This is a genomic window from Streptomyces sp. NPDC051217, assembly GCF_044455465.1.
GTDB lineage: Bacteria > Actinomycetota > Actinomycetes > Streptomycetales > Streptomycetaceae > Streptomyces.
This window is the reverse complement of the sequence record NZ_JBITEV010000010.1, coordinates 195,629-216,319: the sequence shown is the minus strand read 5'-3', so window position 1 is coordinate 216,319 and position 20,691 is coordinate 195,629. Positions and strand designations below refer to the sequence as shown.

Here is a 20,691-nt window from a genome sequence, read left to right as displayed (position 1 = left end):
AGCTTCGCCTCCCTGGGCCGCTCGCCCACCTCCGGGGCCTCCCCAGCAGTACCCGGTGCCTCACGGCACCAGCACCTGACGCGTGTCGCTCTCGCGCCGTCGGTCGGCTCCCCATGCCCTTGATCCACCCCCAGACCGGGAGTACGCCTCGTGGCCACGTTTCTTTACAGACTCGGACGGTTCGCCTTCCGTCGCCGAAACTTCGTCGCCCTCGTATGGGTGGCGCTGCTGGCACTCGCCGGCGTCGGCGCGGCGTCAGCGTCCACCGCGACATCGAGTTCCTTCTCCATCCCGGGGACGGAGGCCCAGAAGGCCTTCGACCTGCTGGAAGAGCGCTTCCCCGGCGGCAGCGCCGACGGGGCCACCGCCCGGGTCGTCTTCAAGGCGCCCGAGGGCGAGAAGATGACATCGGCCGCGAACAAGGCCGAGGTCGAGAAGATCGTCGACGAGCTGCCGGCCGGCTCGGACCAGATCGCCCGGGTCGCCGACCCGTACGCCGCGAAGGCCGTCTCGCAGGACGGTTCGACGGCGTACGTCTCGGTCACCTACAAGGTCAACTCGATGGAGCTGACCGAGGAGACCCGTACGGCGCTGGAGGAGACGGGGGCCGAGGCGCGGGAGGCCGGCCTCACCGTCGAGATCGGCGGTGACGCGCTCCAGGCGGCGCCGGAGACCGGGGCCACCGAGATCATCGGTATCGCGGTGGCGGCGATCGTGCTCGTCATCACCTTCGGTTCACTGATCGCGGCGGGACTGCCGCTGCTCACCGCGCTCATCGGCGTGGGAATCGGCGTGTCGAGCATCACCGCGCTGGCGAGCGTGATGGATCTCGGCTCCACCACCAGCATTCTCGCGATGATGATCGGCCTCGCCGTCGGCATCGACTACGCGCTGTTCATCGTCTCCCGCTACCGGGCGGAGCTTGCCGAGGGGCGTGAACCCGAGGAAGCCGCCGGACGGGCCGCGGGGACGGCCGGATCGGCCGTGGTCTTCGCCGGGCTCACCGTCGTCATCGCGCTCGTCGGGCTCGCGGTCGTCAACATCCCGATGCTCACCAAGATGGGCGTCGCGGCGGCCGGCACGGTCGTCATCGCCGTCCTCATCGCGCTCACCCTCGTCCCGGCCGTGCTGGGATTCGCGGGCAGGCGTGTCCACGGCAAGAAGCTGCGCGCGAGGATGGCCCGGGAGCAGGCGGTCTCGGCCGACGGCAAGGCGGCCGAGGGCAAGCCCAACATGGGCACCCGGTGGGCCCGCTTCGTCCTGCGCCGTCCCGTCGCCGTGCTCCTCGCCGGAGTCGTCGGCCTCGGCATCATCGCCGTCCCGGCGACCCAGCTGGAGATGGGTCTGCCCGACGACGGCTCACAGCCGACGAGCACCACGCAGCGCAAGGCGTACGACCTCCTGTCGGACGGTTTCGGGCCCGGCTTCAACGGCCCGCTGATGGTCGTCGTCGACGGCAAGGGCGACGACAACGCCAAGCAGACCGCCGCGCAGGTCACCGACGCCGTGAAGGAACTGAAGGGCGTCGCCGCCGTCACCCCCGCCAGCTACAACAAGGCCGGCGACACGGCGACGATCACGGTCGTCCCGAAGGACCGTCCCTCGTCGGTGGAGACGGAGAACCTCGTTCACACCATCCGCGAGGCGGGCGGTGAGATCGCCGCCGACAGCGAGGCGAAGGTGCTGGTCACCGGCGCCACCGCGATGAACACCGACTTCTCCGAGAAGATGAACGACGCGCTCCTGCCGTATCTCGCGCTCGTCGTGGGTCTGGCGTTCCTGCTGCTGATGCTCGTCTTCCGCTCGGTCCTGGTGCCGCTGAAGGCGGCGCTCGGCTTCCTGCTGTCGGTCGTCGCCGCGCTCGGCGCGGTGGTCGCGGTCTTCCAGTGGGGCTGGCTCTCCGGCCTGTTCGGTGTCGAGCAGACCGGCCCGGTCATGTCGATGATGCCGATCTTCATGGTCGGTGTGGTCTTCGGTCTCGCGATGGACTACGAGGTCTTCCTGGTCACGCGGATGCGTGAGGCGTACGTCCACGGGGAGCGGCCCGGCCAGGCGATCACCACCGGCTTCCGGCACGGGGCGCGGGTCGTCACCGCCGCCGCGGTGATCATGATGGCCGTCTTCGCGGGCTTCATCGGCTCCAGCGAGTCGATGGTCAAGATGATCGGCTTCTCGCTGGCGATCGCCGTCTTCTTCGACGCGTTCGTGGTCCGGATGGCCATCGTGCCGGCGGTGCTCGCGCTGCTCGGCGACAAGGCGTGGTGGCTGCCGCGCTGGCTCGACCGGCTGCTGCCGAACGTGGACGTGGAGGGCGAGCAGTTGCGGAAGATGCTGGAGAAGGGGTCGGCCGACGCGGGCGGCGACGCCGGGCCGGAGAAGGAGCTGGTGCGGGTCTGACAGGTTTCACAGTGGCCGGGCGGGCTGCGTTCGCAGTCCGCCCGGCGGAGTGCTGTGGGGCGCCGGCGCCGTGGCACAGCGGCGTCGGCAGGGTCGCGCGGCTCGTGGGCCGCGCTTGTCCTCACGCTTGTCCTCGATCGCCGGACGGGCTCAATTCGTGTGGTGCAGGAGCCGGTCGAGACCGCGTTTCGCGCGCAGCGGATACCGATCCTCGCCGACCGGGACCGTCTCGTACGTCAGCCGGAGGAAGCGGCGCAGCAGGGCCGTGTCGAACTGGGTCAGCGCCACACCTTCCGGCGAGTGGAATTCGAGCATCGTCTGCGCCCGGCCGCACGGCCAGACGCGCACGTCGCCGTCGCCGGAGGGGGTGCGCAGCCCCGATACGAGCAGCTGGCGGGTGAAGGCCCACACCACTTCGGCGTCGTCACGGGACACCTCGGCGGGGAACGCGACGCGGACGGTGAGAGGGTCGGCACTGTCGTAGCGGAGGGTGACCGTGAGGCACCCGTGGTGGGGGGCGTCCGTGATGAGACGGACCTTGGCAGGCTGCTCGACGACGGCCGGCATCGCTTCGCTCCTCTGCGGCGGTTCCACGGCGCTCTCGACGCGGTAGGTGGTGCGCGGTGTGGTGCTTGGTGTGCGGTACGTGGTGCTTTACATCACAAGATACCTTTTATCCCTTATTTAACGCCGGGTCTCCCGGGAAGCTCAAACTTTCCGTGCCGTTCGGTGCCCGTACACCGGTTCGCATGCCCCGCGCTCTTGCAACTCGTTCGCAAGAGAGGACTATCTATTCGAACGGCTCTCTCCGAGCGGTTCACCACGTCTGAACGCCTGCCGGAAGCGGAGCCCGCCCATGCATGTCCCCGACGGAATGATCAACCTGCCCGTGTCGGCCGCCGCCGGCGTCGTCGCGGCCGGGGCCGTGGCGATCAGCCTGCGCGGCGCCCGCCGCGAACTGGGCTCCGGGCCGCTCGCCGAGGGCCATGGCGCCGAGCGCACCGCACCCCTCGCGGGCCTCGTCGCCGCCTTCGTCTTCGCTGTGCAGATGCTGAACTTCCCGGTCGCGGCGGGCACCAGCGGGCATCTGCTCGGCGGGGCCCTCGCGGCGATACTCGTCGGCCCCTGCACCGGGGTGCTCTGCATCGCCGTCGTCCTGCTGATGCAGGGCATCCTCTTCGCCGACGGCGGGCTCACCGCGCTCGGCGTGAACATCACGGTCATGGGCGTCGTGACGGTGATCGTCTCGTACGGGATCTTCCGCGGCCTGCTCCGCGTCCTGCCGCGCAAGCGGCGTTCGGTGACCGTGTCCGCGTTCGTCGCCGCGCTGGTGTCCGTGCCCGCAGCCGCCGCGGCCTTCACCCTTCTCTACGCGATCGGCGGCACCACGGACATCCCGATCGGCAAGGTGCTCACCGCGATGGTCGGTGTGCACGTGCTCATCGGCATCGGCGAGGCCGCGATCACCGCGCTGACGGTCGGGGCGGTCATCGCCGTACGGCCCGACCTGGTCCACGGGGCCCGCGGGCTGGCGGCGCCGCTCAAGCTGCGGGTGGACGGTGAGTTGGTGGACGCGCCGACTCCCGCCGCCGAGCCCGCTGTTCCGGTCGCCGCACGCTCGCCGCGCGGGCTGCTGGTGGCCGGTCTCGGCACTGCCCTCCTGCTGGCCGGAGTCGTCTCCTTCTACGCCTCCGCCAACCCCGACGGCCTGGAGAAGGTCGCCGCCGACAAGGGCATCGACAAGGAGGTCGAGGAGCACGCGGCCGCCGACTCGCCCCTGGCCGACTACGGCATCAAGGACATCTCCAACCCCCGGCTCTCGGGCGGCCTCGCGGGCATGATCGGCGTCGGGGCGACGGTCGTCGTCGGCAGCGGGATCTTCTACGTGGTGCACCGGCGCCGTACGACGGACAACGCGCCCGCCTCTTCCGGGCCCTCCGCGCCCGCCTCTTCCGAGCGGGGCTGACATGGGAGCGGGTCACGCCCACAAGCTCTACCGGCACGGCCACTCGCCCGTCCACGCGCTGCCGCCGCACTGCAAGCTCGCCGCCGTCCTGTGCTTCGTGCTCGTTGTGGTCTCCACCCCGCGCGAGGTCGTATGGGCCTTCGGCCTGTACGCGGCGCTGCTCGCCGGCGTCGCGGCGCTCGCCCGCGTCCCGGCCGGCTTTCTGCTCCGCCGGATGCTGATCGAGGTCCCGTTCGTGGCCTTCGCCGTCCTCATGCCGTTCGTGGTCCCCGGCGACCAGGTCCAGTTCCTCGGCCTCTCCTTGAGTGTCCCCGGCCTGTGGGGCGCCTGGAACGTACTGGCCAAGGGCACGCTGGGGGTCGCCGCCTCCGTACTCCTCGCCTCCACGACCGAACTGCGCGCGCTGCTCCTCGGGCTGCAACGGCTGAAGCTCCCGCCGATGCTCGTCCAGATCGCGTCCTTCATGATCCGCTACGGCGACGTGATCACCGACGAGCTGCGGCGGATGTCGATCGCCCGCCGCTCACGCGGGTTCGAGGCGCGCGGCGTACGGCACTGGGGTGTGCTCGGCAAAACCGCCGGGGCGCTGTTCATCCGCTCCTACGAGCGCGGGGAGCGGGTGCATCTGGCGATGATGAGCCGCGGCTACACGGGCACGATGCCGGTCATCGACGAGATGACGGCATCCCGCGCCCAGTGGACCTCCGCCGCCGCCCTCCCCCTCTCGGCGCTCGCGGTCTGTCTGCTTGGCTGGACCCTATGAACACGCAGTCCCCGGAGCAGTCGTCGCCCCCGCCTTCCCTCGATGTGCGCGGGCTCGCGTACGCGTACCCCGACGGCCACCAGGCCCTCTTCGGCGTCGACCTGACCGTCGGGCGCGGTGAGCGGGTCGCGCTGCTCGGGCCCAACGGCGCGGGCAAGACCACCCTCGTCCTGCATCTCAACGGAATCCACACGGCGGGCGCGGGGTCCGTCACCGTCGCCGGGCTGCCCGTCGCCAAGCAGAACCTCGCCGAGATACGCCGCCGCGTCGGCATCGTCTTCCAAGACCCCGACGATCAGCTCTTCATGCCCACGGTGCGTGAGGACGTGGCCTTCGGCCCCGCGACGTCCGGTCTGCGCGGCGCGGAGCTTCAGGCCAGGGTCGTCGCCGCGCTCACCCAGGTCGGCATGGCCGAGTACGCGGACCGGCCGCCGCACCATCTGTCGTTCGGGCAGCGCCGCAGGGTCGCTGTCGCGACGGTCCTGGCGATGGAGCCGGAGATTCTCGTACTCGACGAGCCCTCGTCCAACCTCGATCCGGCGTCGCGCCGGGAACTCGCGGACATCCTGCGGGCGTTGGACGTCACCGTCCTGATGGTCACGCACGACCTGCCGTACGCGCTGGAACTGTGCCCGCGCGCCGTGATCCTCAGCGAGGGCGTGATCGCGGCCGACGGGCCGACACGGGACCTGCTCGGCGACGCGGAGTTGATGGGTGCGCACCGGCTGGAGTTGCCGTTCGGTTTCGACCCGAAGTCGGTCGCGACCTCCTAGCCCCCGTGGCTCGGTCGGTGTCGCGATGCGTGCACCATGGAGGCATGAGCGGGATGGTAGGCGTCGCTGACGTCCAGGGCACGGTGGCCGCGGGCTTCGAACCCGTCAAGGACGCCTTCGTACGGAACTTCCAGGAACGCGGTGAGCGGGGCGCGGCCGTCGCCGTCTACCGCGACGGGCACAAGGTCGTCGACCTGTGGGCCGGCACGCGCGACGTCGACGGCTCGGAGCCGTGGGCCGTCGACACCGCGCAGGTCGTCCGCTCCGCGACGAAGGGCGTCGCCGCCGCCGTACCGCTTCTGCTGCACCAGCGCGGCCGGATCGACCTGGACGCGCCCGTGGGCACGTACTGGCCGGAGTTCAAGGCGGCCGGCAAGGAACGGGTCCTCGTACGGCATCTGTTGTCGCACCGCGCGGGCGTGCCCGTGCTCGACCGGCCGCTCAGTACCGCCGAGGCGCTCGACGGCGAGTCGGGCGCGCACGCGCTCGCCGCGCAGCGGCCGGTGTGGGAGCCGGGCACCGACCACGGCTATCACGCGCACACGTACGGCTGGCTCGTCTCCGAACTGGTGAGACGGGCCACCGGTCGTTCCGTCGGCCGCTGGATCGCCGACGAGATCGCCCGTCCGCTCGGCCTGGACTTCTGGATAGGGCTGCCCGCCGAGGAGGCGCACCGGGTGGGCCGGATAGGCAAGATCGAGGAGCCGGCGGCGGTCGGCGGCGAACTGCGGCTGCGCGCGAAGCGCTCGGTCACGGAGGCGTACAAGGACCCCGAATCGCTCACCCGGCGGGCGTTCGGCGCGATCGATCCGCCGCCGGACGAGAACAGCGCCGCGTACCGCGCCGCCGAGATGCCCGCGAGCGGCGGGATCTCCACCGCGCGTGCCCTGGCGCGCTGTTACGCGGCGATGATCGGCCCGGTGGACGCCCCCGGGCGCGGTAACCGGGGCGGGGCGCGGCTGTTCGCGCCGGCCACGCTGACCCTGGCCCGTACCGAGGAGTCGGCGGGCCCCGACCGGGTGCTGGTCGTCGGCACGCGCTTCGGGCTCGGCTTCATGCTGCACGGTTCCGGCGCGCCGCTGCTGGGGCCGGGCTCCTTCGGGCATCCGGGACGCGGCGGCTCGCTCGGCTTCGCCGACCCCGAGTCGGGCATCGCCTTCGGCTACGTCACCAACGGCATGCGCAAGGGAGTGACGGCGGATCCCCGGGCACAGGCCCTGGTGCGAGCCGTCAGGTCGGCCTCATGATCGGCACATGAGGCGATTCGAGGATCACAGCGCACTGATCACGGGAGCCGGGCAGGGCATCGGCGAGGCGATCGCCCGGCGGCTGGCCGCCGAGGGCGCCCGGGTGCTGATCACGGACGTGGACGGTGAACGGGCAGCGCGGGCCGCGGAGTTGATCGACGGCGCGGTGCCGTACGTGTGCGACGTGGGCGACCGCGCGTCGGTCGAGGCAGCCGTGGCGTACGCCGTCGAGCGCTTCGGCTCGCTGGACGTCCTGGTCAACAACGCGTACTCCTGCACCCAGGACGTGCCGCTCTTCGAGGACGAGCCGGACGAACACTGGGCCCGCGACCTCGACCTGACCCTGACCGGCGCCTTCCGCTGCGCGCGGGCGGCGCTGCCGCACCTGGCGGCGTCGGGGCGCGGCGCGATCGTGAGCATCGGCTCGGTCAACGGCGAACAGGACTTCGGCAACCACGCCTACAGCGCGGCGAAGGCGGGCCTCGCGAGCCTGACCCGCACCCTGGCCGGCCACGCGGCGCCGCGAGGGGTCCGCGTCAACCTCGTCGCCCCCGGCACGATCCACACGGACGGCTGGACGGGCCGCGAGGCCAACCTGGAACGCGCGGCGCCGCACTACCCGGCGGGCCGGGTGGGGCGGCCGGACGATGTCGCCTCGGCGGTGGCGTTCCTGGCGTCGTCGGACGCGGGGTGGATCACGGGGGTGACGCTGCCGGTGGACGGCGGGATCCTGTCGGCGAACGTGGCGCTGCGGCAGGCGCTGACGGGCGCGCCGGTGTCCGGGGAGCGATGAGTTCCGCCGCTCGACGGGGTCGTATGTACGTCATCGCCACCGCTTCTCACAGAAGGACGGCCCCACCATGGTCACCACCCACACCCGGGCACGGCGGGTTCGTCGAGGCACCGGCGGAGTTCGCGGAGGTGCTGCGGAAGGTGCTCGTAGGCTGAGGTCTTCAGCCACGCCGTGGCCGTGCCGTCGAGGGGATTCCGCAGATGTCCGCGCTGACCGCGTCCCGGCTCGCCGCCATCCTCGATGCCGCGGGGACGCCGGGCGGGGCGCGGGCGGTCGACGGATACGAGGCGCTGGGCGGGGGCACGTACAACAGCCTCTACCGCGTCCGGCTGGACGGCGGCGGGCGGCTGATACTGAAGTTGCCGCCGGAGCCCGGGACGCCGCGTCTGACGTACGAGGGTGAACTGCTCGTCAACGAGGGTGAGTTCTACCGGCGGGCCGGTGGCACCGGCGTGCCCGTGCCCGAGGTGGTGCGCCTGGCGTCGGACTCGTTGCTGATGTCGGAGGTACCGGGGGAGCCCTGGTCCGCGCCGGCGGCGGCCGGGCTCGGGGACGCGGAGCATGACCGGTTGCGGCGCGAACTCGGGTCGTACGTCGCCGAGTTGCACACCGTCACCGGTACACGCTTCGGGTATCCGTCCGAGGCCGTGGCCACCGCGGGAACCTGGCGTGAGGCGTTCGGCGCGATGCTGGAGGCGGTTCTGGCGGACGCCGAGCGGTTCGGGGCCAGGCTGCCGGTGTCCGGGGAGCGCGTACGGACGTTGGCGCGGGCCGCCGCTCCCGCGCTGGACGAGGTCGGCGTTCCCGCGCTCGTCCACTTCGATCTCTGGCAGGGCAACATCCTGCTGACAGGTGAGCCGGGGGAGCGGCGGATCGGTGGGGTCATCGATGGGGAACGGATGTTCTGGGGCGACCCGTTGGCGGAGTTCGTCTCGCTCAATCTGTTCGGTGAGCCCGAGGACGACCCGGCCCTGCTTGACGGCTACCGCGCGGGCGGCGGTGACACCGGCTTCGACACGGCCGCGCGGCTGCGCATGGCGCTCTACCGCTGCTACCTCTACCTGATCATGCTGGTCGAGGCCGTGCCGCGCGGCTACCCGCCCGCGCGGACCGCCGTGACCCGCAGGACCGCCGGGCCCGCGCTGATCCTGGCCCTTGGAGTGATCTCCACGACGGCCTAGGGAGTGTTTCAGAAGTCCCGTCCGGCACGCGGCGCCCGGCACGCCCTAGGGACGTCAGGCGCCCGGTGGGGGCATGCCGCCCTTGAGGCGTTCGAGGTCCGAGGCGCGGACCTGGATCACGAACAGCGCGATCACGGCCGAGACACCGGCCATCACCGCGGCCACGATGAACGCGTTCGACACACCCGCGGCCAGTACCTCGTCACTCCACGGCTTCGGCAGCGAACGCGTCTTCTGGAACGTCAGTTTCTGGGCCGGGGTCGCGTGCGCCATGAAGTCGCGGGCCTGGGTCTTCGCCTCGTCCCTGGTGGCCGTGCCGAACACCGTCACCAGGATGGACAGCCCCAGCGAACCACCCACCTGCTGCGTCGCGTTGAGGATGCCGGAGGCGGCGCCGGCCTCCTTCGGGTCGACGCCCGAGACGGCCATCAGGGTCAGCGACACGAACTGGAAGCCCATGCCGAGGCCGAAGACCAGCACCGGGCCCAGCAGGCTGCCCGCGTAGGTGCTGTGGACGTCCGTCTGGGTCAGCCACGCGAGGCCGGCGGTGGCCAGGATCGCGCCGGTCACCATGAACGGTTTCGGACCGTAGCGCGGCAGCAGTTGCGAGGCGACCCCCGAACCGATCGCGATGACCACGCTCACCGGGAGGAAGGCCAGGCCGGTCCGGAGCGGGCTGAAGTCCAGGACCTCCTGCGTGAAGAGCGTGAGGAAGAAGAACATGCCGAACAGCGCGGCGGACAGACTCAGCATCATCCCGTAGACGCCCGCGCGGTTGCGGTCGCGGAACATCCACAGCGGCGTGATCGGCTGTCGCGACCGGCGCTCGATGACGATGAAGAGGACCAGGAGCACCACCGCCGCGCCGAAGGACCCGAGTGTCAGGTCGTCGGTCCAGCCCTCCTCGGACGCCCGGATGAAGCCGTAGACCAGGCCCACCATGCCCAGGGTCGCGGTGAGCGCGCCGACGACGTCGAAACTGCCGGGGCGCGGCTCGGACTCCTTGATGAAGCGGGGGGTCAGGCCGATGATCACCAGCCCGATCGGCACGTTGACGAAGAAGATCCACCGCCAGTCCAGCCACTCCACCAGGATGCCGCCGAGCAGCAGTCCGATCGCGCTGCCGCCCGCGGAGACGGCCGCGAACACGCCGAACGCCCTGTTGCGCGAGGGCCCTTCGCGGAACGTGGTGGTGATCAGCGACAGCGCGGTCGGGGACGCGATGGCGCCGCCGACGCCCTGGAGGGCGCGGGCGGCCAGCAGTTGCCAGGAGTCCTGCGCCAGACCGCAGAGCAGCGAGGCGAAGGCGAAGAGCGCCACGCCGAACATGAAGACCCGGCGCCGCCCCAGGATGTCGCCGAGGCGCCCGCCGAGCAGCAGCAGACCGCCGAAGGTGAGGGTGTACGCGTTGACCACCCACGACAGGTTCTGGGTCGAGAAGCCGAGCGCGCTCTGGATGTGGGGGAGCGCGATGTTCACGATGGTGATGTCGAGAACCACCATCAGCTGGCAGGACGCGATGATGGCCAGCGCGATGCCGTGGCCGCCCTCCCCGTCGGGAGCGGCGGCGGTCTTCCCTGTGTTCGGCGGTGTGTTCGGCGGTGTGGGCTGTGAATCAGTCATAGGTGGGGGGGTGGTGAACGGGGTGATGCGCGCCCTCGGACAGGGAACGCCACCGTTCATCCGGATCTGACTCTAAGTGGGACGAAAGGGTCCCGCGACTCGACCGCCGGACCGCCCCCGGACGTCCCCCGGACGGCCCCCGCCGGACCACTGGTCCTATCGGTCATCGAGGGTCCTCCGGGGCGCCGTCCGGGGGATGTTCGAGGGCGGCCTCGGCCGCCGCGCGCCCGGCGGCGGCGTGTTCGGCGAGCGCGCGGTCCACGAGGGCCGGGGCCGAGCCCGTGTAGCCGGCCGGGTCGGTGAGGGCGTGCAGCCGCGCCTGCCCGATCAGCTCGGCGATCGCCGGGTCGGTCTCCGTCAGCGCCTGTGCGAGCGGGATACCGGCACGTGACGCGAGGCGCGCGGCGGCGCCCACCACTTCGTTCGCGCGGGTCCGGCCGACGGCCGGGATCAGGGCGGTCACGAGCCGTTCGCCGACCAGCACTCCGTGGGTGAGCCCGAGATTGTCCCGCATCCGGTCGGGGAAGACCCGCAGGCCGTGGGCGAGTTCGGCGGCGTCGTGGGCGGCTCCGCCGGTCAGCCGCAGCAGCTCGCGCAGCGGCTGCCACTCGGCGTGCCAGGGGCCGGCGGGGCGTTCGTCCTCGGCGACGAGGGCCCCCAGCAGTACGGAGGCGAGCCCTGGTGCCTGCCGCGCGGCGGCGGCGATCAGGGTGGCCCGCACAGGGTTCCGCTTGTGCGGCATCGCGGACGAACCGCCGCCGCGCGCCTCGGCGACCTCCCCGATCTCGGTCCGGGACAGTACGAGAACGTCCGCGGCCACCTTCCCGAGCGCTCCCGCCGCGAAGGCGAGTGCCGCGCCGAGATCGGCGACGGGGGTGCGCAGGGTGTGCCACGGCAGCGTCGGTTCGGCGAGGGGGAGCTGGTCGGCGTACGCGGTGAGGAGCCGTACGCCGGTGTCGTTCCCGGCCGCGCCCCCGTCCGCCTCCGCTGTCCGGCCCTCCACCGGGGGCGCGTCCTCGGGCGTGACGTTGTTGGACGTACTGGGGGCCGCGCCCGTCAGGTCGTAGACAGGCTCGTCGGGCGCGGGGCCGGTCCCCAGTTCCGACTCGGGCTCGAACCCGGTGTCGGGGCCGGTCGGGCCGGGGTCCGTCGGGTAGTCCGGCAACGGCTCGGGCGGGCTGTCCACCGTGGCGTCGAGCGCACCGGTCAGGTCGTAGACAGGGTCGGAGGACGCGGCGGAGGAGGTCCTCTCCGGCCGGGCGTCCACCGCGTCGTCGACCGGGGCGAAGGCCGCCAACGTCCCCGCCGCGCCGCCCAGTTGGACCGGCAGCCGGACGGCGGCCAGCCGGCTGCGGGCGTCCCGTACCGACGAGAGCCAGCCCGCCGCCTTCAGCCCGAACGTCGTCGGGACCGCGTGCTGCGTGAGGGTGCGTCCCGCCATCGGGGTCGTGCGATGGGCCGTGGCCAGGACGGCGAGCACCTCCGCCGTACGGTCCAGATCCGCCAGGATCAGCGGCACCGTACGGGTGGCGACCAGCATCATCGCCGTGTCCACGATGTCCTGGCTGGTCGCGCCCCGGTGGACGTACTGCGCCGCGTCGGTGCCGCCGCCCGTCCTGGTGTCCTCCTCGTCCACCGCCGCCGTCAGATCCGCCACCAGGGGAATCACCGGGTTGCCCCCGGCGCGCGCCCGCAGCGCCACGTCCCGTACGTCGAACCGCTCCGCCGTCCCTGCCGCCGCCGTGATGACCTCGGCCGCCGCCATCGGGGTGAGCCCGACCACCGCCTGCGCGCGGGCCAGCGCCGCCTCGGCGTCGAGCATCGCGCGGAGGAAGGAGACGTCGCCGGTGGCCGCCTCGGCGGCGGATCCCGCCCGGCCGGGCGAGAGCAGCCCGGCGTCGCCGGCGTCACTGGTGTGATTGGTGTGACCGGTGTGATCCGGGTGGTCGGCGGAAGTCAAGGAAAACCGTCTCCTCGTCGCCCTGGAGCCTGATGTCGAACCGGTACGTGCCGGGCGTGGGCCCGGCCTTCGCCATCAGGGTCCCCCGCCGGTCCGCGTCCGGCGAGGCGAGGGGCGGACCGGCGGAACGTGCTTCGGCGCAATCCGGCCAGGCCCTCGGGGCCGGCCGGGTGAGACGGCGTGGGGCCGTCGGCCAGGCCGGTGCCGTGTGCGGAGTCGTACGCCATCGGCACCGGCGCTGTGCCCTCCGTATGAGGCTGCCCCCCGTATGAGGCTTACGCCGCCGCGCGGTCGGCGACCGGCCGCCGGCGGAGGGAGGCGTCGGCCAGCACGGGCGCCGTCCAGGCGCCGTCCGGGTGATAGACGTTCGTCCCCGGCGCCACGATCTCGTCGATACGGTCGAGCGTCGCGTCGTCCAGGGTGAGCGAGGCGCCCGCCAGCAGACCGTCCAGCTGCTCCATCGTGCGCGGACCGATGATGACCGACGTCACGGCCGGATGCGCGACGGCGAACGCGACCGCCAGCTCCGGCAGCGAGCAGCCGATGCTCTCCGCCAGCGCGGCCAGCTGCTCGACGATCTCCAGCTTGGCGATGGTCACCGGGGACGCGGGATCGAACCGGGCCGGGGTGAGCGCGGCGCGGCCCGTGGTCAGGTCGATGGCGCCGCCCCTGCGGTACTTGCCGGTGAGGAAGCCGGAGGCGAGCGGACTCCACGTCAGCACGCCCATCCCGTATCGCTGGCAGACCGGCAGCACCGACGTCTCGATGCCACGCGCCAGGATCGAGTACGGCGGCTGCTCGGTACGGAACCGGTGGAGCGCGCGGCGCTCGGCCACGACATGCGACTCGACGATCTCCTCGGCGGGGAACGTCGAGCATCCGAAGGCGCGGATCTTGCCTTGTGCCACCAGATCGGTCAGCGCGGAGAGTGTCTCCTCGATGTCCGTCGTGTGGTCGGGGCGGTGGATCTGGTAGAGGTCGATCCACTCGGTGCCCAGCCGCTTCAGGCTCTCCTCCACCTCCTTGACGATCCAGCGCCGCGAGTTGCCGCCGCGGTTGCGGCCCTCGCCCATCGGGAAGTGCACCTTGGTCGCGAGTACGACGTCGTCCCGGCGGCCCTTGAGCGCCTTGCCGACGATCTCCTCGGACTCACCGGTGGAGTACATGTCCGCCGTGTCGAGGAAGTTGACGCCCCGGTCGAGGGCCGAGTGGATGATCCGTACGCAGTCGTCGTGGTCGCGGTTGCCGACGAAACCGAACATCATCGTGCCGAGGCAGTGGGCGCTCACCTCGATACCGGTGCCGCCGAGCGTGCGGTAACGCATGTGCTGCTCCCTCGCTGGTCAGCCCCCCGTCGGGGCGTACGCGGGGCACTCTAGGACCTGGAGTGCGGTCGAAGGCAAGCCGCCACGGGCCGTCAGGATCCGGGCGACGGACGCCGGGCCGATACTTTGGTCACCCCCGCGGATCCCTTCGGCCGATGCCGGCCCCGGCCTCCGCTTTCTAGCCTCGGCACATGAAGGCAATTCTGGGGTTCATCAGTTTCGCGCTGGTCGCGTCGGGCGTCACCGGGCTGCTCCACCAGTGGGTCGACTGGATGCCGACGTTCTTCGGCTTCTCCCGTTTCCTCGTTCCCGACGGGCATGAGGTGGTGGGCTACACCGTCATGACGCTGCTCGGGATCGCGGTGGGTTTTCTGTCCGACGCCGTCAAGAAGCACGTGGCCGTCCGACCATGAAGCCGGATGAAGGACCGAGGCCCGCCGAGTCGGCCGAGTCGGCCGAGTCGGCCGAGGCAACCGTCCTGTCCCAACCGGCCTGGCTCGTCCCGGCGTTCGCCGTGGCCGGGGCGGTCGCCGGCTGGCTGGTCAAACTCCTCGCCAACTGGCTGGTGACGCTGCGCTGGGCCCCGATGAAGGGCCCGGCGAAGCTGGTCAACGCCGTTCCCGAGCCGTGGCTCACCGTTCTCGGCCTGACGGTGGGCGCGGTGCTCGGGGTGCTGGTGGGGTTCATCGCGCTGCACGAGTCGCTGACCGTACGGGTGTCGGACACCCACGTGACGCTCACGATCCGCGACGAGTCCCGCGAGCTGCGCCGCGCCGACACCGTCGCTGTCCATCTGGACGGCAAGTTCCTCGTACTGCTCGGCCACCACACCGAGGAGACGGCCCGCGAGCCGTGCGACCTGGACCGCGCGGAGCTGACCGCCGCCTTCACCGCCCATGGCTGGAACTGGACGCCCGAGGACCCGCACCGGGCCGGCTTCCGTCTCTGGGTCCCGGACACACCGGGCCTCCCGGTGGGCGCGAACGCCCTGTTGAGCGCCCGCGCGCACGCGATGGGGAAGACGGGCACGGCGCAGGACGTGCGGGCGCTGCGCGACGAGTTGAACGGCCTGGGCCTGGCGATCCGCGACGAGAAGAAACGCCAGTACTGGCGGCTGCCCCCGCCGCCCCCGCCGGGGGCCTGACCGACTGGCGGAAACGGGCTTCCCCGCCTCCGCCGAACGACCCCTGTCCAGTGGTTGGCTTGAGAGGTATTGGCCGAAATGCAGTGATTGGTTTCGGTGATGCCCCCAGAGAGACCCGAGAGAGGCAGGCCGCCCCATGACCACCGACTCCACCAGCCGCATCACCACCCCCTTCGACGCCGAGTCCACCGCCGCCGAGGTCGTTGCCGGTATCGACCTCACCGACCGCCGCGCCGTTGTGACCGGCGCCTCCTCCGGCATCGGCATCGAGACCGCCCGCGCCCTCGCCGGCGCGGGCGCCGAGGTCACCCTGGCCGTACGCGACGTCGACGCCGGCGAGCGCACCGCCCAGGACATCACCGGCAGCACCGGCAGCAGGCGCCTGTCCGTCGCCCCGCTCGACCTCGCCGACCAGCGGTCCGTCGCCGAGTTCGTCGCCGCGTGGGAGGGGCCGCTGCACATCCTGATCAACAACGCCGGTGTGATGTACACGCCCGAGCTGCGGACGCCGGAGGGCTGGGAGCTCCAGTTCGCCACGAACCACCTCGGCCACTTCGCGCTCGCCACCGGCCTGCACCCGGCGCTCGCCGAGGCGGACCGGGCCCGGATCGTCGCGCTCACCTCGGTGGGGCATCTGCGGCAGGGGGTGAAGTTCGACGACATCGACTTCCGTGACGGCCCCTTCGACACCGTGCTCGCGTACGGCCAGTCCAAGACGGCCGTCGCGCTCTTCGCGATCGAGGCGAGCCGCCGCTGGGCCGCCGACGGCATCACCGCCAACGCCGTCCACCCCGGCGCGGTCCTGTCGAACCTGACACGCCACATGAGCCGGGACGAACTCGACAAGGCGATCGCCTCCGGCTACACGTTCAAGACGCCCCAGCAGGGCGCGGCCACCTCCGTGCTGGTGGCGACCTGGCCGGGGCTCGAAGGCGTCGGCGGCCGGTACTTCGAGGACTGCAACGAGGCGCGTCCGCACCGGGAGGGCGACTCCGGCGGCGTCGCCGCGCACGCCCAGGACCCGGCGGCGGCCGAGCGGCTGTGGCAGGTGTCGCTCGACATGCTGGCCGCCGCCGGGCGGGCCTGACGCGCCCGCCCGCCCCGTCCCGCGCCCACTCGGTTCAGCCGCCCGCGCCCGCCTCCTCCAGCAGCCGCACCGTCTCCGGATACGGCCCGGTCCGCGCCCATTCCAGCGGCGAGCGCCCGCTGCCGGCGTCCTCGCGCAGGCGCGGATCGGCGCCGTACACGAGCAGTTCGCGTACGGCGCCGGCATGCCCCCAGCACGCGGCCCCGCACAGCGGCGTGCCCTCCGAGCCGTCGCCGCTCTCGGTGTCGGGCACCGCGCCCGCCGCCAGCAGCAGACGCCGGGACAGCTTCTTCCGCCGTCTCTTGTTCGTCCCGGTCCCTGTTTTCCCCTCAACTCGTGTGCAGCATCAGGCCGATGCCGACCACCATCAGCCCGGCCGCCGCGATGCGCGGCGTACCGAAGCGTTCCTTGAAGAACACCGCGCCTATCGCCGCCCCCACGATGATCGACGACTCCCGTAGCGCCGCGATCGGCGCGAGTGCCGCGCGCGTCTGTGCCCACAGCACCAGCGCGTACGCCCCGACCGACAGGGCCGCGCCGAGCAGCCCGAGACCCACGTGCGGGCGCAGCCGCGCGAAGAGCCGACCGCGGCGGGCGTACAGCGCGTAGAGCGGGATCAGCGAGCCCTGAAGGATCATCAGCCAGCCGATGTAGCCGAGGGGAGTGCCCGATTCGCGTACGCCCACCCCGTCCACGACGGTGTACGCGGCGATCGACACCCCCGTCGCCAGCGCGGCCAGCAGCGCGGGCCACTGCGGCTTCGTCTCCGCGCTCCACATGCCCCACAGGGCCACCCCGACGAGCCCCGCCGAGGCGACGGCCACGCCCGTCGCCTGCCAGCGGTCCAGCGACTCGCCGACGAAGACCGCCGCCAGGACGGTCACCAGCAGAGGCGCCGTGCCGCGCGCGATCGGATACATCTGGCCGAAGTCGCCGAGGCTGAACGACCGCATCAGCAGCGCCTGGTAGCCGACATGCAGCACGGCGGAGGCGATCAGATACGGCCACGCCCCGGCGGCCGGGAACGGCGCGAAGCACACGGCGACCGCGCCGAGCACCGTGCCGCCGCCGGCGATCAGGGTGAAGGCGACAAGCTGATCCTTGATGGTGTGCGCGATCGCGTTCCAGGTGGCGTGCGTGACGGCCGCCAGGAGGACGGCGGCGGCGACGGCCGGGGTCACGCCATACGCTCACGGACGTCCACCAGGGTGCCGCCCGCGTACGACACCACGCTCTTGGGAGCCATCGGGAACACCGTGTGCGGGGTACCGGCCGCCGCCCACACCACGTCGTGGTCGAGCAGCCCCCGGTCGGCCAGCACGCGCGTCCTGGTGCGGTGGCCGAAGGGCGGTACGCCTCCGATCGCGTACCCGGTGGTCTCCCGTACGAGATCGGCGCGCGCCCGCGTGACCTTCCCGGCGCCCAACTCCTCCCGTACGCGCTCCACATCGACGCGCGAGGCGCCGTCCATCAGCACCAGGACCGGGACTCCGTCGGCCTCGAAGATCAGCGACTTGACGATCTCGCTGAGCCCGCAGCCGATGGCGGCGGCGGCCTCGGCCGCCGTACGGGTGGCGTCGGGGAAGGTGCGGACCTCGCCGATGAGGTCGTCGATGCCCAGATCGCGCAGGGCCTCGACGAAACGAGGATGGGCCGGGGTGTCAGGCGTGCCGCCGGGGTCGCTCATGACGGGCACGCTAGCGGCACCGGCACGGCGAGTGCGAGCGCGTTTCACCGGTCATGATCTCTCGGCCGCTGCCGCTGCCGCTGCCGCCGCCGCGCTCTCAGCGATCCGTTCCGTGGACCGCGGGGGCGACCCCGCGCCCGCCCGCGATCTCCGTGGCCGGCAGCGCCGCCGTCAGGCGCCGGTGCTCGTCCTGCGACAGCGTGACATCCACGGCGGCGGCGTTCTCGTCGAGCCGGGAGCGGTGGCGCGTGCCGGGGATCGGTACGACTCCCTGGTGGAGCAGCCAGGCGAGCGCCACCTGCGCGATCGTGACGCCCTTCTCCGCCGCGATCAGTTCGACACGCTCCACGAGTACGCGGTTCGCGGCGAACGCCTCCGGCTGGAAGCGCGGCAGCCCGCGGCGGGCGTCGTCCGGGGCGAGGTGGTCGAGACTCCGGACGCCGCCGGTGAGCACCCCGCGCCCCAGCGGTGAGAACGCGACGAAACCGATGCCCAGTTCGTCCATGACCGCCTTCTCGCCGTTCTCCAGTACGTCACGCGAGAAGAGGGAGAACTCCGACTGCACGGCCGCCAGCGGGTGGACCGCGTGAGCCCGGCGGATCGTCGCCGCGGATGCCTCGGACAGGCCGATGTGGCGCACCTTGCCCGCCGTGACCAACTCCGACATCGCGCCGACGGACTCCTCGATCGGCACGTTCGGGTCCACCCGGTGCAGGTAGTACAGGTCGATGACGTCGGTGCCCAGATGCCGCAGCGATCTGTCGGCGGCCCGGTGGATGTACGCCGGGGTGCCGTTGCGTCCGCGCACCGTGCCGTCGTCGTCCGTCTCGGACGAGGCCTTCGTGGCCAGGGTGACCTCGGCACGCCGGCCCCCGAGCGCGCGGGCGATCAGCTTCTCGTTCTCGAACGGGCCGTACGCCTCGGCCGTGTCGATGAAGGTGACGCCCTGGTCGACGGCGTGCCGCAGCGTCGCGACGGACTCCCTCTCGTCACTGCTTCCGTAGAACGCGCTCATGCCCATGGCGCCGAGCCCGAGCGCGGAGACCCGCAGGCCGTCACCCAGCTCCGTGATCCTCATCGTCGTTCCCATGCGGTTGTTCTCCTTCTTCTCTCGTTCGCAGCCGGTACGCGCGGATCTTCTTGTCGATCGCCGCCAGGTGCCGCTTCGTGCGTTCCATCTCTTCGATGACGCGTTCGCGGTGCCGCTCCAGGAACTCCAGGCGTTCGGCCTCGGTGCCGGAGCGCCGGCTGAGATCGGCCATGACGCGTATGTCCGCGATCGGCATGCCCGTCTCGCGGAGCATGACCAGCCCGGAGATCCAGGCGATGTCGTGCTTCCGGTAGCGGCGGCGTCCGCCCGCGTCGCGCGGTGTGGGATCCAGCAGCAGCCCTTCGCGCTCGTAGTAGCGCAGGGTTTCGACACCGACTCCGGTCAGGGCCGCCGTCTCCCCGATGGAGAGCCCGTCGGGAGGGACCTCGCCGGGAACATCAGGGAGAAGCAGTGGTCCGCTCATGTCGTTCATCGTGCAACCTGTAGTGCGCTACAGGTCAAACGGCGGGCCCGGCATCCGGGTGGTCATGTCCCGTCCGCCACCGCTGCGGCCGTCGTGGTACCGGCCGAGCGCAGTCTCCTCGCCAGCGCGCGGGCGCGCCCCGCCAGCTCCGGGGGGTCCAGCACCTCGAACTCGTGCCCCAGCAGGAGCACATGCGTCAGGACGAAGTCGAGGTCGGCGCCGCCGCTGAGCACCTCGCAGCTGTCGTCTCCCCGGGGGCGTACGACAGCGGCCGACGCCGATATCTGTACGCGCACCGCGTCGGCCGAGGCGTGTACGAGGAATCGCGCCTGGTGCGGGTAGACCCGGCTGGCCACCCCCTCCTGCACGTACGCCGCCGCGTCGGGCGCCGCGCGCGGGCGAAAGCGCCAGGTCCGGGGGGACACGCCCGTCATCCGGTCGACGCGGAAGCTGCGCCAGCCGTCACGGTCGAGGTCGTAGGCGAGGAGATACCAGCGCCGGTCGGAGGCGACCAGCCGGTAGGGCTCGGCCCGCCGGGGCCGCACCTCGCTCCCGGAGGGGTAGTCGAAGCCGGTCTCCACCTCGTCGCGGCAGGCCCTGGCCAGCGTCATGAGTGTCTCGGGGTCGACCGGCGAGCGGCCCCCCTGGCCGAAGAACTCCACCGAGCCGGAGAGCGCGCGCACCTCGTGCCGCAGCCGGTTGGGCAGCACCTGGTCGAGCTTGCTCAGCGCCCGGAGCGCGGCATCGCCACCGCCCGCGACCGCGCCCCCGGCGCCGCCACCCGCGTTGGCGAGCAGCGAGACCGCCGTGGCGATGGCCTCCTCGTCGTCGAGGAGGAGCGGCGGCAACTCCTGCCCCGGGCCGAGTCGGTAGCCGCCGCCGACGCCCTGACCGGCATGGACCGGATAGCCGAGCGCGCGCAGCCGCTCCACATCGCGCCGTACCGTGCGCGGCGTCACCCCGAGCCGCTCGGCGAGTTCGGGGCCGGTCCGGACCCGGCGCCGCTGGAGCAGCCCGAGCAGCGTGAGTACCCGCTCCGTCGTACCGCGCTCGGCTCCGCCCGTCGTATCCATGTCCCCCAGCCTGGCAGGGATGGCGGACCGATCCTGTCCGCCAGGGGTGTCAGGCTGCACATCCACCGGGAGCTGATCCACCATCTCTTCGAGGTCCGCCCGCCGCGGGACCTCCACCCGCACACGGAACCCCGACAAGAACCCCGACAAGAAACCGG

General features: G+C 72.0%; 19 protein-coding genes and 1 pseudogene. 10 read left to right on the top strand and 10 right to left on the bottom strand.

The window, feature by feature from the left end:
* The first annotated feature begins 150 nt into the window (after positions 1-150).
* Positions 151-2,397: an MMPL family transporter gene (locus ACIBBB_RS23025; RefSeq protein ID WP_398984791.1), complete on the top strand. Its 2,247-nt coding sequence runs from the start codon at positions 151-153 to the stop codon at positions 2,395-2,397.
* Between the two features lie 150 nt (positions 2,398-2,547).
* Here the strand turns inward: ACIBBB_RS23025 and ACIBBB_RS23020 are convergent, their stop codons facing one another.
* Positions 2,548-2,964 (bottom strand): SsgA family sporulation/cell division regulator, encoded by a 417-nt coding sequence (locus ACIBBB_RS23020; RefSeq protein WP_398984789.1) that lies wholly within the window; start codon positions 2,962-2,964, stop codon positions 2,548-2,550.
* Between the two features lie 289 nt (positions 2,965-3,253).
* On the opposite strand from ACIBBB_RS23020, the gene ACIBBB_RS23015 reads away from it, so the two are divergent.
* The 6 genes from ACIBBB_RS23015 to ACIBBB_RS22990 all read left to right on the top strand — a co-directional run bounded on the left by ACIBBB_RS23015 (position 3,254) and on the right by ACIBBB_RS22990 (position 9,120).
* A complete protein-coding gene (locus tag ACIBBB_RS23015; protein ID WP_398984787.1) occupies positions 3,254-4,363 on the top strand; it encodes an energy-coupling factor ABC transporter permease in 1,110 nt (369 codons plus the stop codon).
* Position 4,364: 1 nt separating this feature from the next.
* A complete protein-coding gene (gene cbiQ, locus ACIBBB_RS23010; protein WP_398984785.1) occupies positions 4,365-5,126 on the top strand; it encodes a cobalt ECF transporter T component CbiQ in 762 nt (253 codons plus the stop codon).
* On the top strand, positions 5,123-5,899 hold the full coding sequence (locus tag ACIBBB_RS23005; protein ID WP_398984783.1) for an energy-coupling factor ABC transporter ATP-binding protein: 777 nt from the start codon (positions 5,123-5,125) through the stop codon (positions 5,897-5,899). Before cbiQ ends, ACIBBB_RS23005 begins: the two co-directional genes overlap by 4 nt.
* A gap of 44 nt (positions 5,900-5,943) precedes the next feature.
* On the top strand, positions 5,944-7,146 hold the full coding sequence (locus tag ACIBBB_RS23000; RefSeq protein WP_398984781.1) for a serine hydrolase domain-containing protein: 1,203 nt from the start codon (positions 5,944-5,946) through the stop codon (positions 7,144-7,146).
* A 7-nt stretch (positions 7,147-7,153) separates the two neighbouring features.
* Positions 7,154-7,939 carry an SDR family NAD(P)-dependent oxidoreductase gene (locus ACIBBB_RS22995; RefSeq protein ID WP_398984779.1) on the top strand — a complete coding sequence of 262 codons (786 nt, stop codon included), beginning with the start codon at positions 7,154-7,156 and terminating at the stop codon, positions 7,937-7,939.
* A gap of 200 nt (positions 7,940-8,139) precedes the next feature.
* Entirely contained in the window at positions 8,140-9,120 is a 981-nt protein-coding gene (locus ACIBBB_RS22990; RefSeq protein ID WP_398984777.1) for a phosphotransferase family protein, read from the top strand.
* Between the two features lie 54 nt (positions 9,121-9,174).
* On the opposite strand, the gene ACIBBB_RS22985 is transcribed toward ACIBBB_RS22990, so the two are convergent.
* From ACIBBB_RS22985 to ACIBBB_RS22975, 3 genes are all read right to left on the bottom strand, one after another.
* Entirely contained in the window at positions 9,175-10,743 is a 1,569-nt protein-coding gene (locus tag ACIBBB_RS22985) for an MFS transporter (protein WP_398984775.1), read from the bottom strand.
* A 163-nt stretch (positions 10,744-10,906) separates the two neighbouring features.
* Positions 10,907-12,565 (bottom strand): lyase family protein, encoded by a 1,659-nt coding sequence (locus ACIBBB_RS22980; protein WP_398985019.1) that lies wholly within the window; start codon positions 12,563-12,565, stop codon positions 10,907-10,909.
* Positions 12,566-12,978: 413 nt separating this feature from the next.
* Complete coding sequence (locus ACIBBB_RS22975) at positions 12,979-14,028, bottom strand: aldo/keto reductase (RefSeq protein WP_398984773.1); 1,050 nt, start codon at positions 14,026-14,028, stop codon at positions 12,979-12,981.
* 191 nt (positions 14,029-14,219) lie between these two features.
* Between ACIBBB_RS22975 and ACIBBB_RS22970 the strand changes: the two genes are divergently transcribed.
* The 3 genes from ACIBBB_RS22970 (at position 14,220) to ACIBBB_RS22960 (ending at position 16,259) form a co-directional block, all read left to right on the top strand.
* The gene (locus ACIBBB_RS22970) at positions 14,220-14,441 is read left to right on the top strand and encodes a hypothetical protein (protein WP_398984771.1); all 222 of its coding nucleotides are present in this window, start codon (positions 14,220-14,222) and stop codon (positions 14,439-14,441) included.
* Positions 14,438-15,172: a hypothetical protein gene (locus tag ACIBBB_RS22965; RefSeq protein WP_398984769.1), complete on the top strand. Its 735-nt coding sequence runs from the start codon at positions 14,438-14,440 to the stop codon at positions 15,170-15,172. Before ACIBBB_RS22970 ends, ACIBBB_RS22965 begins: the two co-directional genes overlap by 4 nt.
* A 136-nt stretch (positions 15,173-15,308) precedes the next feature.
* Positions 15,309-16,259: an SDR family NAD(P)-dependent oxidoreductase gene (locus tag ACIBBB_RS22960; protein ID WP_398984767.1), complete on the top strand. Its 951-nt coding sequence runs from the start codon at positions 15,309-15,311 to the stop codon at positions 16,257-16,259.
* Positions 16,260-16,293: 34 nt separating this feature from the next.
* On the opposite strand, the pseudogene ACIBBB_RS22955 reads toward ACIBBB_RS22960, so the two are convergent.
* The 6 genes and pseudogenes from ACIBBB_RS22955 to ACIBBB_RS22930 all read right to left on the bottom strand — a co-directional run.
* Positions 16,294-16,536: pseudogene (locus ACIBBB_RS22955) on the bottom strand (ankyrin repeat domain-containing protein); the annotation flags it as partial.
* A 52-nt stretch (positions 16,537-16,588) separates the two neighbouring features.
* Positions 16,589-17,440, bottom strand: a complete 852-nt coding sequence (locus ACIBBB_RS22950; RefSeq protein ID WP_398984765.1) for an EamA family transporter — start codon at positions 17,438-17,440, stop codon at positions 16,589-16,591.
* Complete coding sequence (locus tag ACIBBB_RS22945; protein ID WP_398984763.1) at positions 17,437-17,946, bottom strand: YbaK/EbsC family protein; 510 nt, start codon at positions 17,944-17,946, stop codon at positions 17,437-17,439. Before ACIBBB_RS22945 ends, ACIBBB_RS22950 begins: the two co-directional genes overlap by 4 nt.
* A gap of 97 nt (positions 17,947-18,043) precedes the next feature.
* Complete coding sequence (locus ACIBBB_RS22940; protein ID WP_398984760.1) at positions 18,044-19,036, bottom strand: aldo/keto reductase; 993 nt, start codon at positions 19,034-19,036, stop codon at positions 18,044-18,046.
* Positions 19,002-19,460, bottom strand: coding sequence for a MerR family transcriptional regulator (locus tag ACIBBB_RS22935; RefSeq protein WP_398984757.1), 459 nt, complete (start codon positions 19,458-19,460; stop codon positions 19,002-19,004). The genes ACIBBB_RS22940 and ACIBBB_RS22935 overlap by 35 nt, the downstream gene beginning before the upstream one ends.
* A 62-nt stretch (positions 19,461-19,522) precedes the next feature.
* Positions 19,523-20,533 (bottom strand): helix-turn-helix transcriptional regulator, encoded by a 1,011-nt coding sequence (locus tag ACIBBB_RS22930; protein WP_398984755.1) that lies wholly within the window; start codon positions 20,531-20,533, stop codon positions 19,523-19,525.
* Positions 20,534-20,691 lie beyond the last annotated feature (158 nt).

Excerpts from the sequence above, each read along its gene's own strand:
- ACIBBB_RS22965 (WP_398984769.1), top strand. The coding sequence starts at position 14,438 with ATGAAGCCGGATGAAGGACCGAGGCCCGCCGAGTCGGCCGAGTCGGCC.
- ACIBBB_RS22975 (WP_398984773.1), bottom strand. The coding sequence starts at position 14,028 with ATGCGTTACCGCACGCTCGGCGGCACCGGTATCGAGGTGAGCGCCCAC.
- ACIBBB_RS23015 (WP_398984787.1), top strand. The coding sequence starts at position 3,254 with ATGCATGTCCCCGACGGAATGATCAACCTGCCCGTGTCGGCCGCCGCC.
- ACIBBB_RS23020 (WP_398984789.1), bottom strand. The coding sequence starts at position 2,964 with ATGCCGGCCGTCGTCGAGCAGCCTGCCAAGGTCCGTCTCATCACGGAC.
- ACIBBB_RS22930 (WP_398984755.1), bottom strand. The coding sequence starts at position 20,533 with ATGGATACGACGGGCGGAGCCGAGCGCGGTACGACGGAGCGGGTACTC.
- ACIBBB_RS22940 (WP_398984760.1), bottom strand. The coding sequence starts at position 19,036 with ATGGGAACGACGATGAGGATCACGGAGCTGGGTGACGGCCTGCGGGTC.
- cbiQ (WP_398984785.1), top strand. The coding sequence starts at position 4,365 with ATGGGAGCGGGTCACGCCCACAAGCTCTACCGGCACGGCCACTCGCCC.
- ACIBBB_RS23005 (WP_398984783.1), top strand. The coding sequence starts at position 5,123 with ATGAACACGCAGTCCCCGGAGCAGTCGTCGCCCCCGCCTTCCCTCGAT.
- ACIBBB_RS22935 (WP_398984757.1), bottom strand. The coding sequence starts at position 19,460 with ATGAGCGGACCACTGCTTCTCCCTGATGTTCCCGGCGAGGTCCCTCCC.
- ACIBBB_RS22985 (WP_398984775.1), bottom strand. The coding sequence starts at position 10,743 with ATGACTGATTCACAGCCCACACCGCCGAACACACCGCCGAACACAGGG.
- ACIBBB_RS22970 (WP_398984771.1), top strand. The coding sequence starts at position 14,220 with ATGAAGGCAATTCTGGGGTTCATCAGTTTCGCGCTGGTCGCGTCGGGC.
- ACIBBB_RS22945 (WP_398984763.1), bottom strand. The coding sequence starts at position 17,946 with ATGAGCGACCCCGGCGGCACGCCTGACACCCCGGCCCATCCTCGTTTC.
- ACIBBB_RS22990 (WP_398984777.1), top strand. The coding sequence starts at position 8,140 with ATGTCCGCGCTGACCGCGTCCCGGCTCGCCGCCATCCTCGATGCCGCG.
- ACIBBB_RS22980 (WP_398985019.1), bottom strand. The coding sequence starts at position 12,565 with ATGCTCGACGCCGAGGCGGCGCTGGCCCGCGCGCAGGCGGTGGTCGGG.
- ACIBBB_RS23000 (WP_398984781.1), top strand. The coding sequence starts at position 5,944 with ATGAGCGGGATGGTAGGCGTCGCTGACGTCCAGGGCACGGTGGCCGCG.
- ACIBBB_RS22995 (WP_398984779.1), top strand. The coding sequence starts at position 7,154 with ATGAGGCGATTCGAGGATCACAGCGCACTGATCACGGGAGCCGGGCAG.
- ACIBBB_RS22960 (WP_398984767.1), top strand. The coding sequence starts at position 15,309 with ATGACCACCGACTCCACCAGCCGCATCACCACCCCCTTCGACGCCGAG.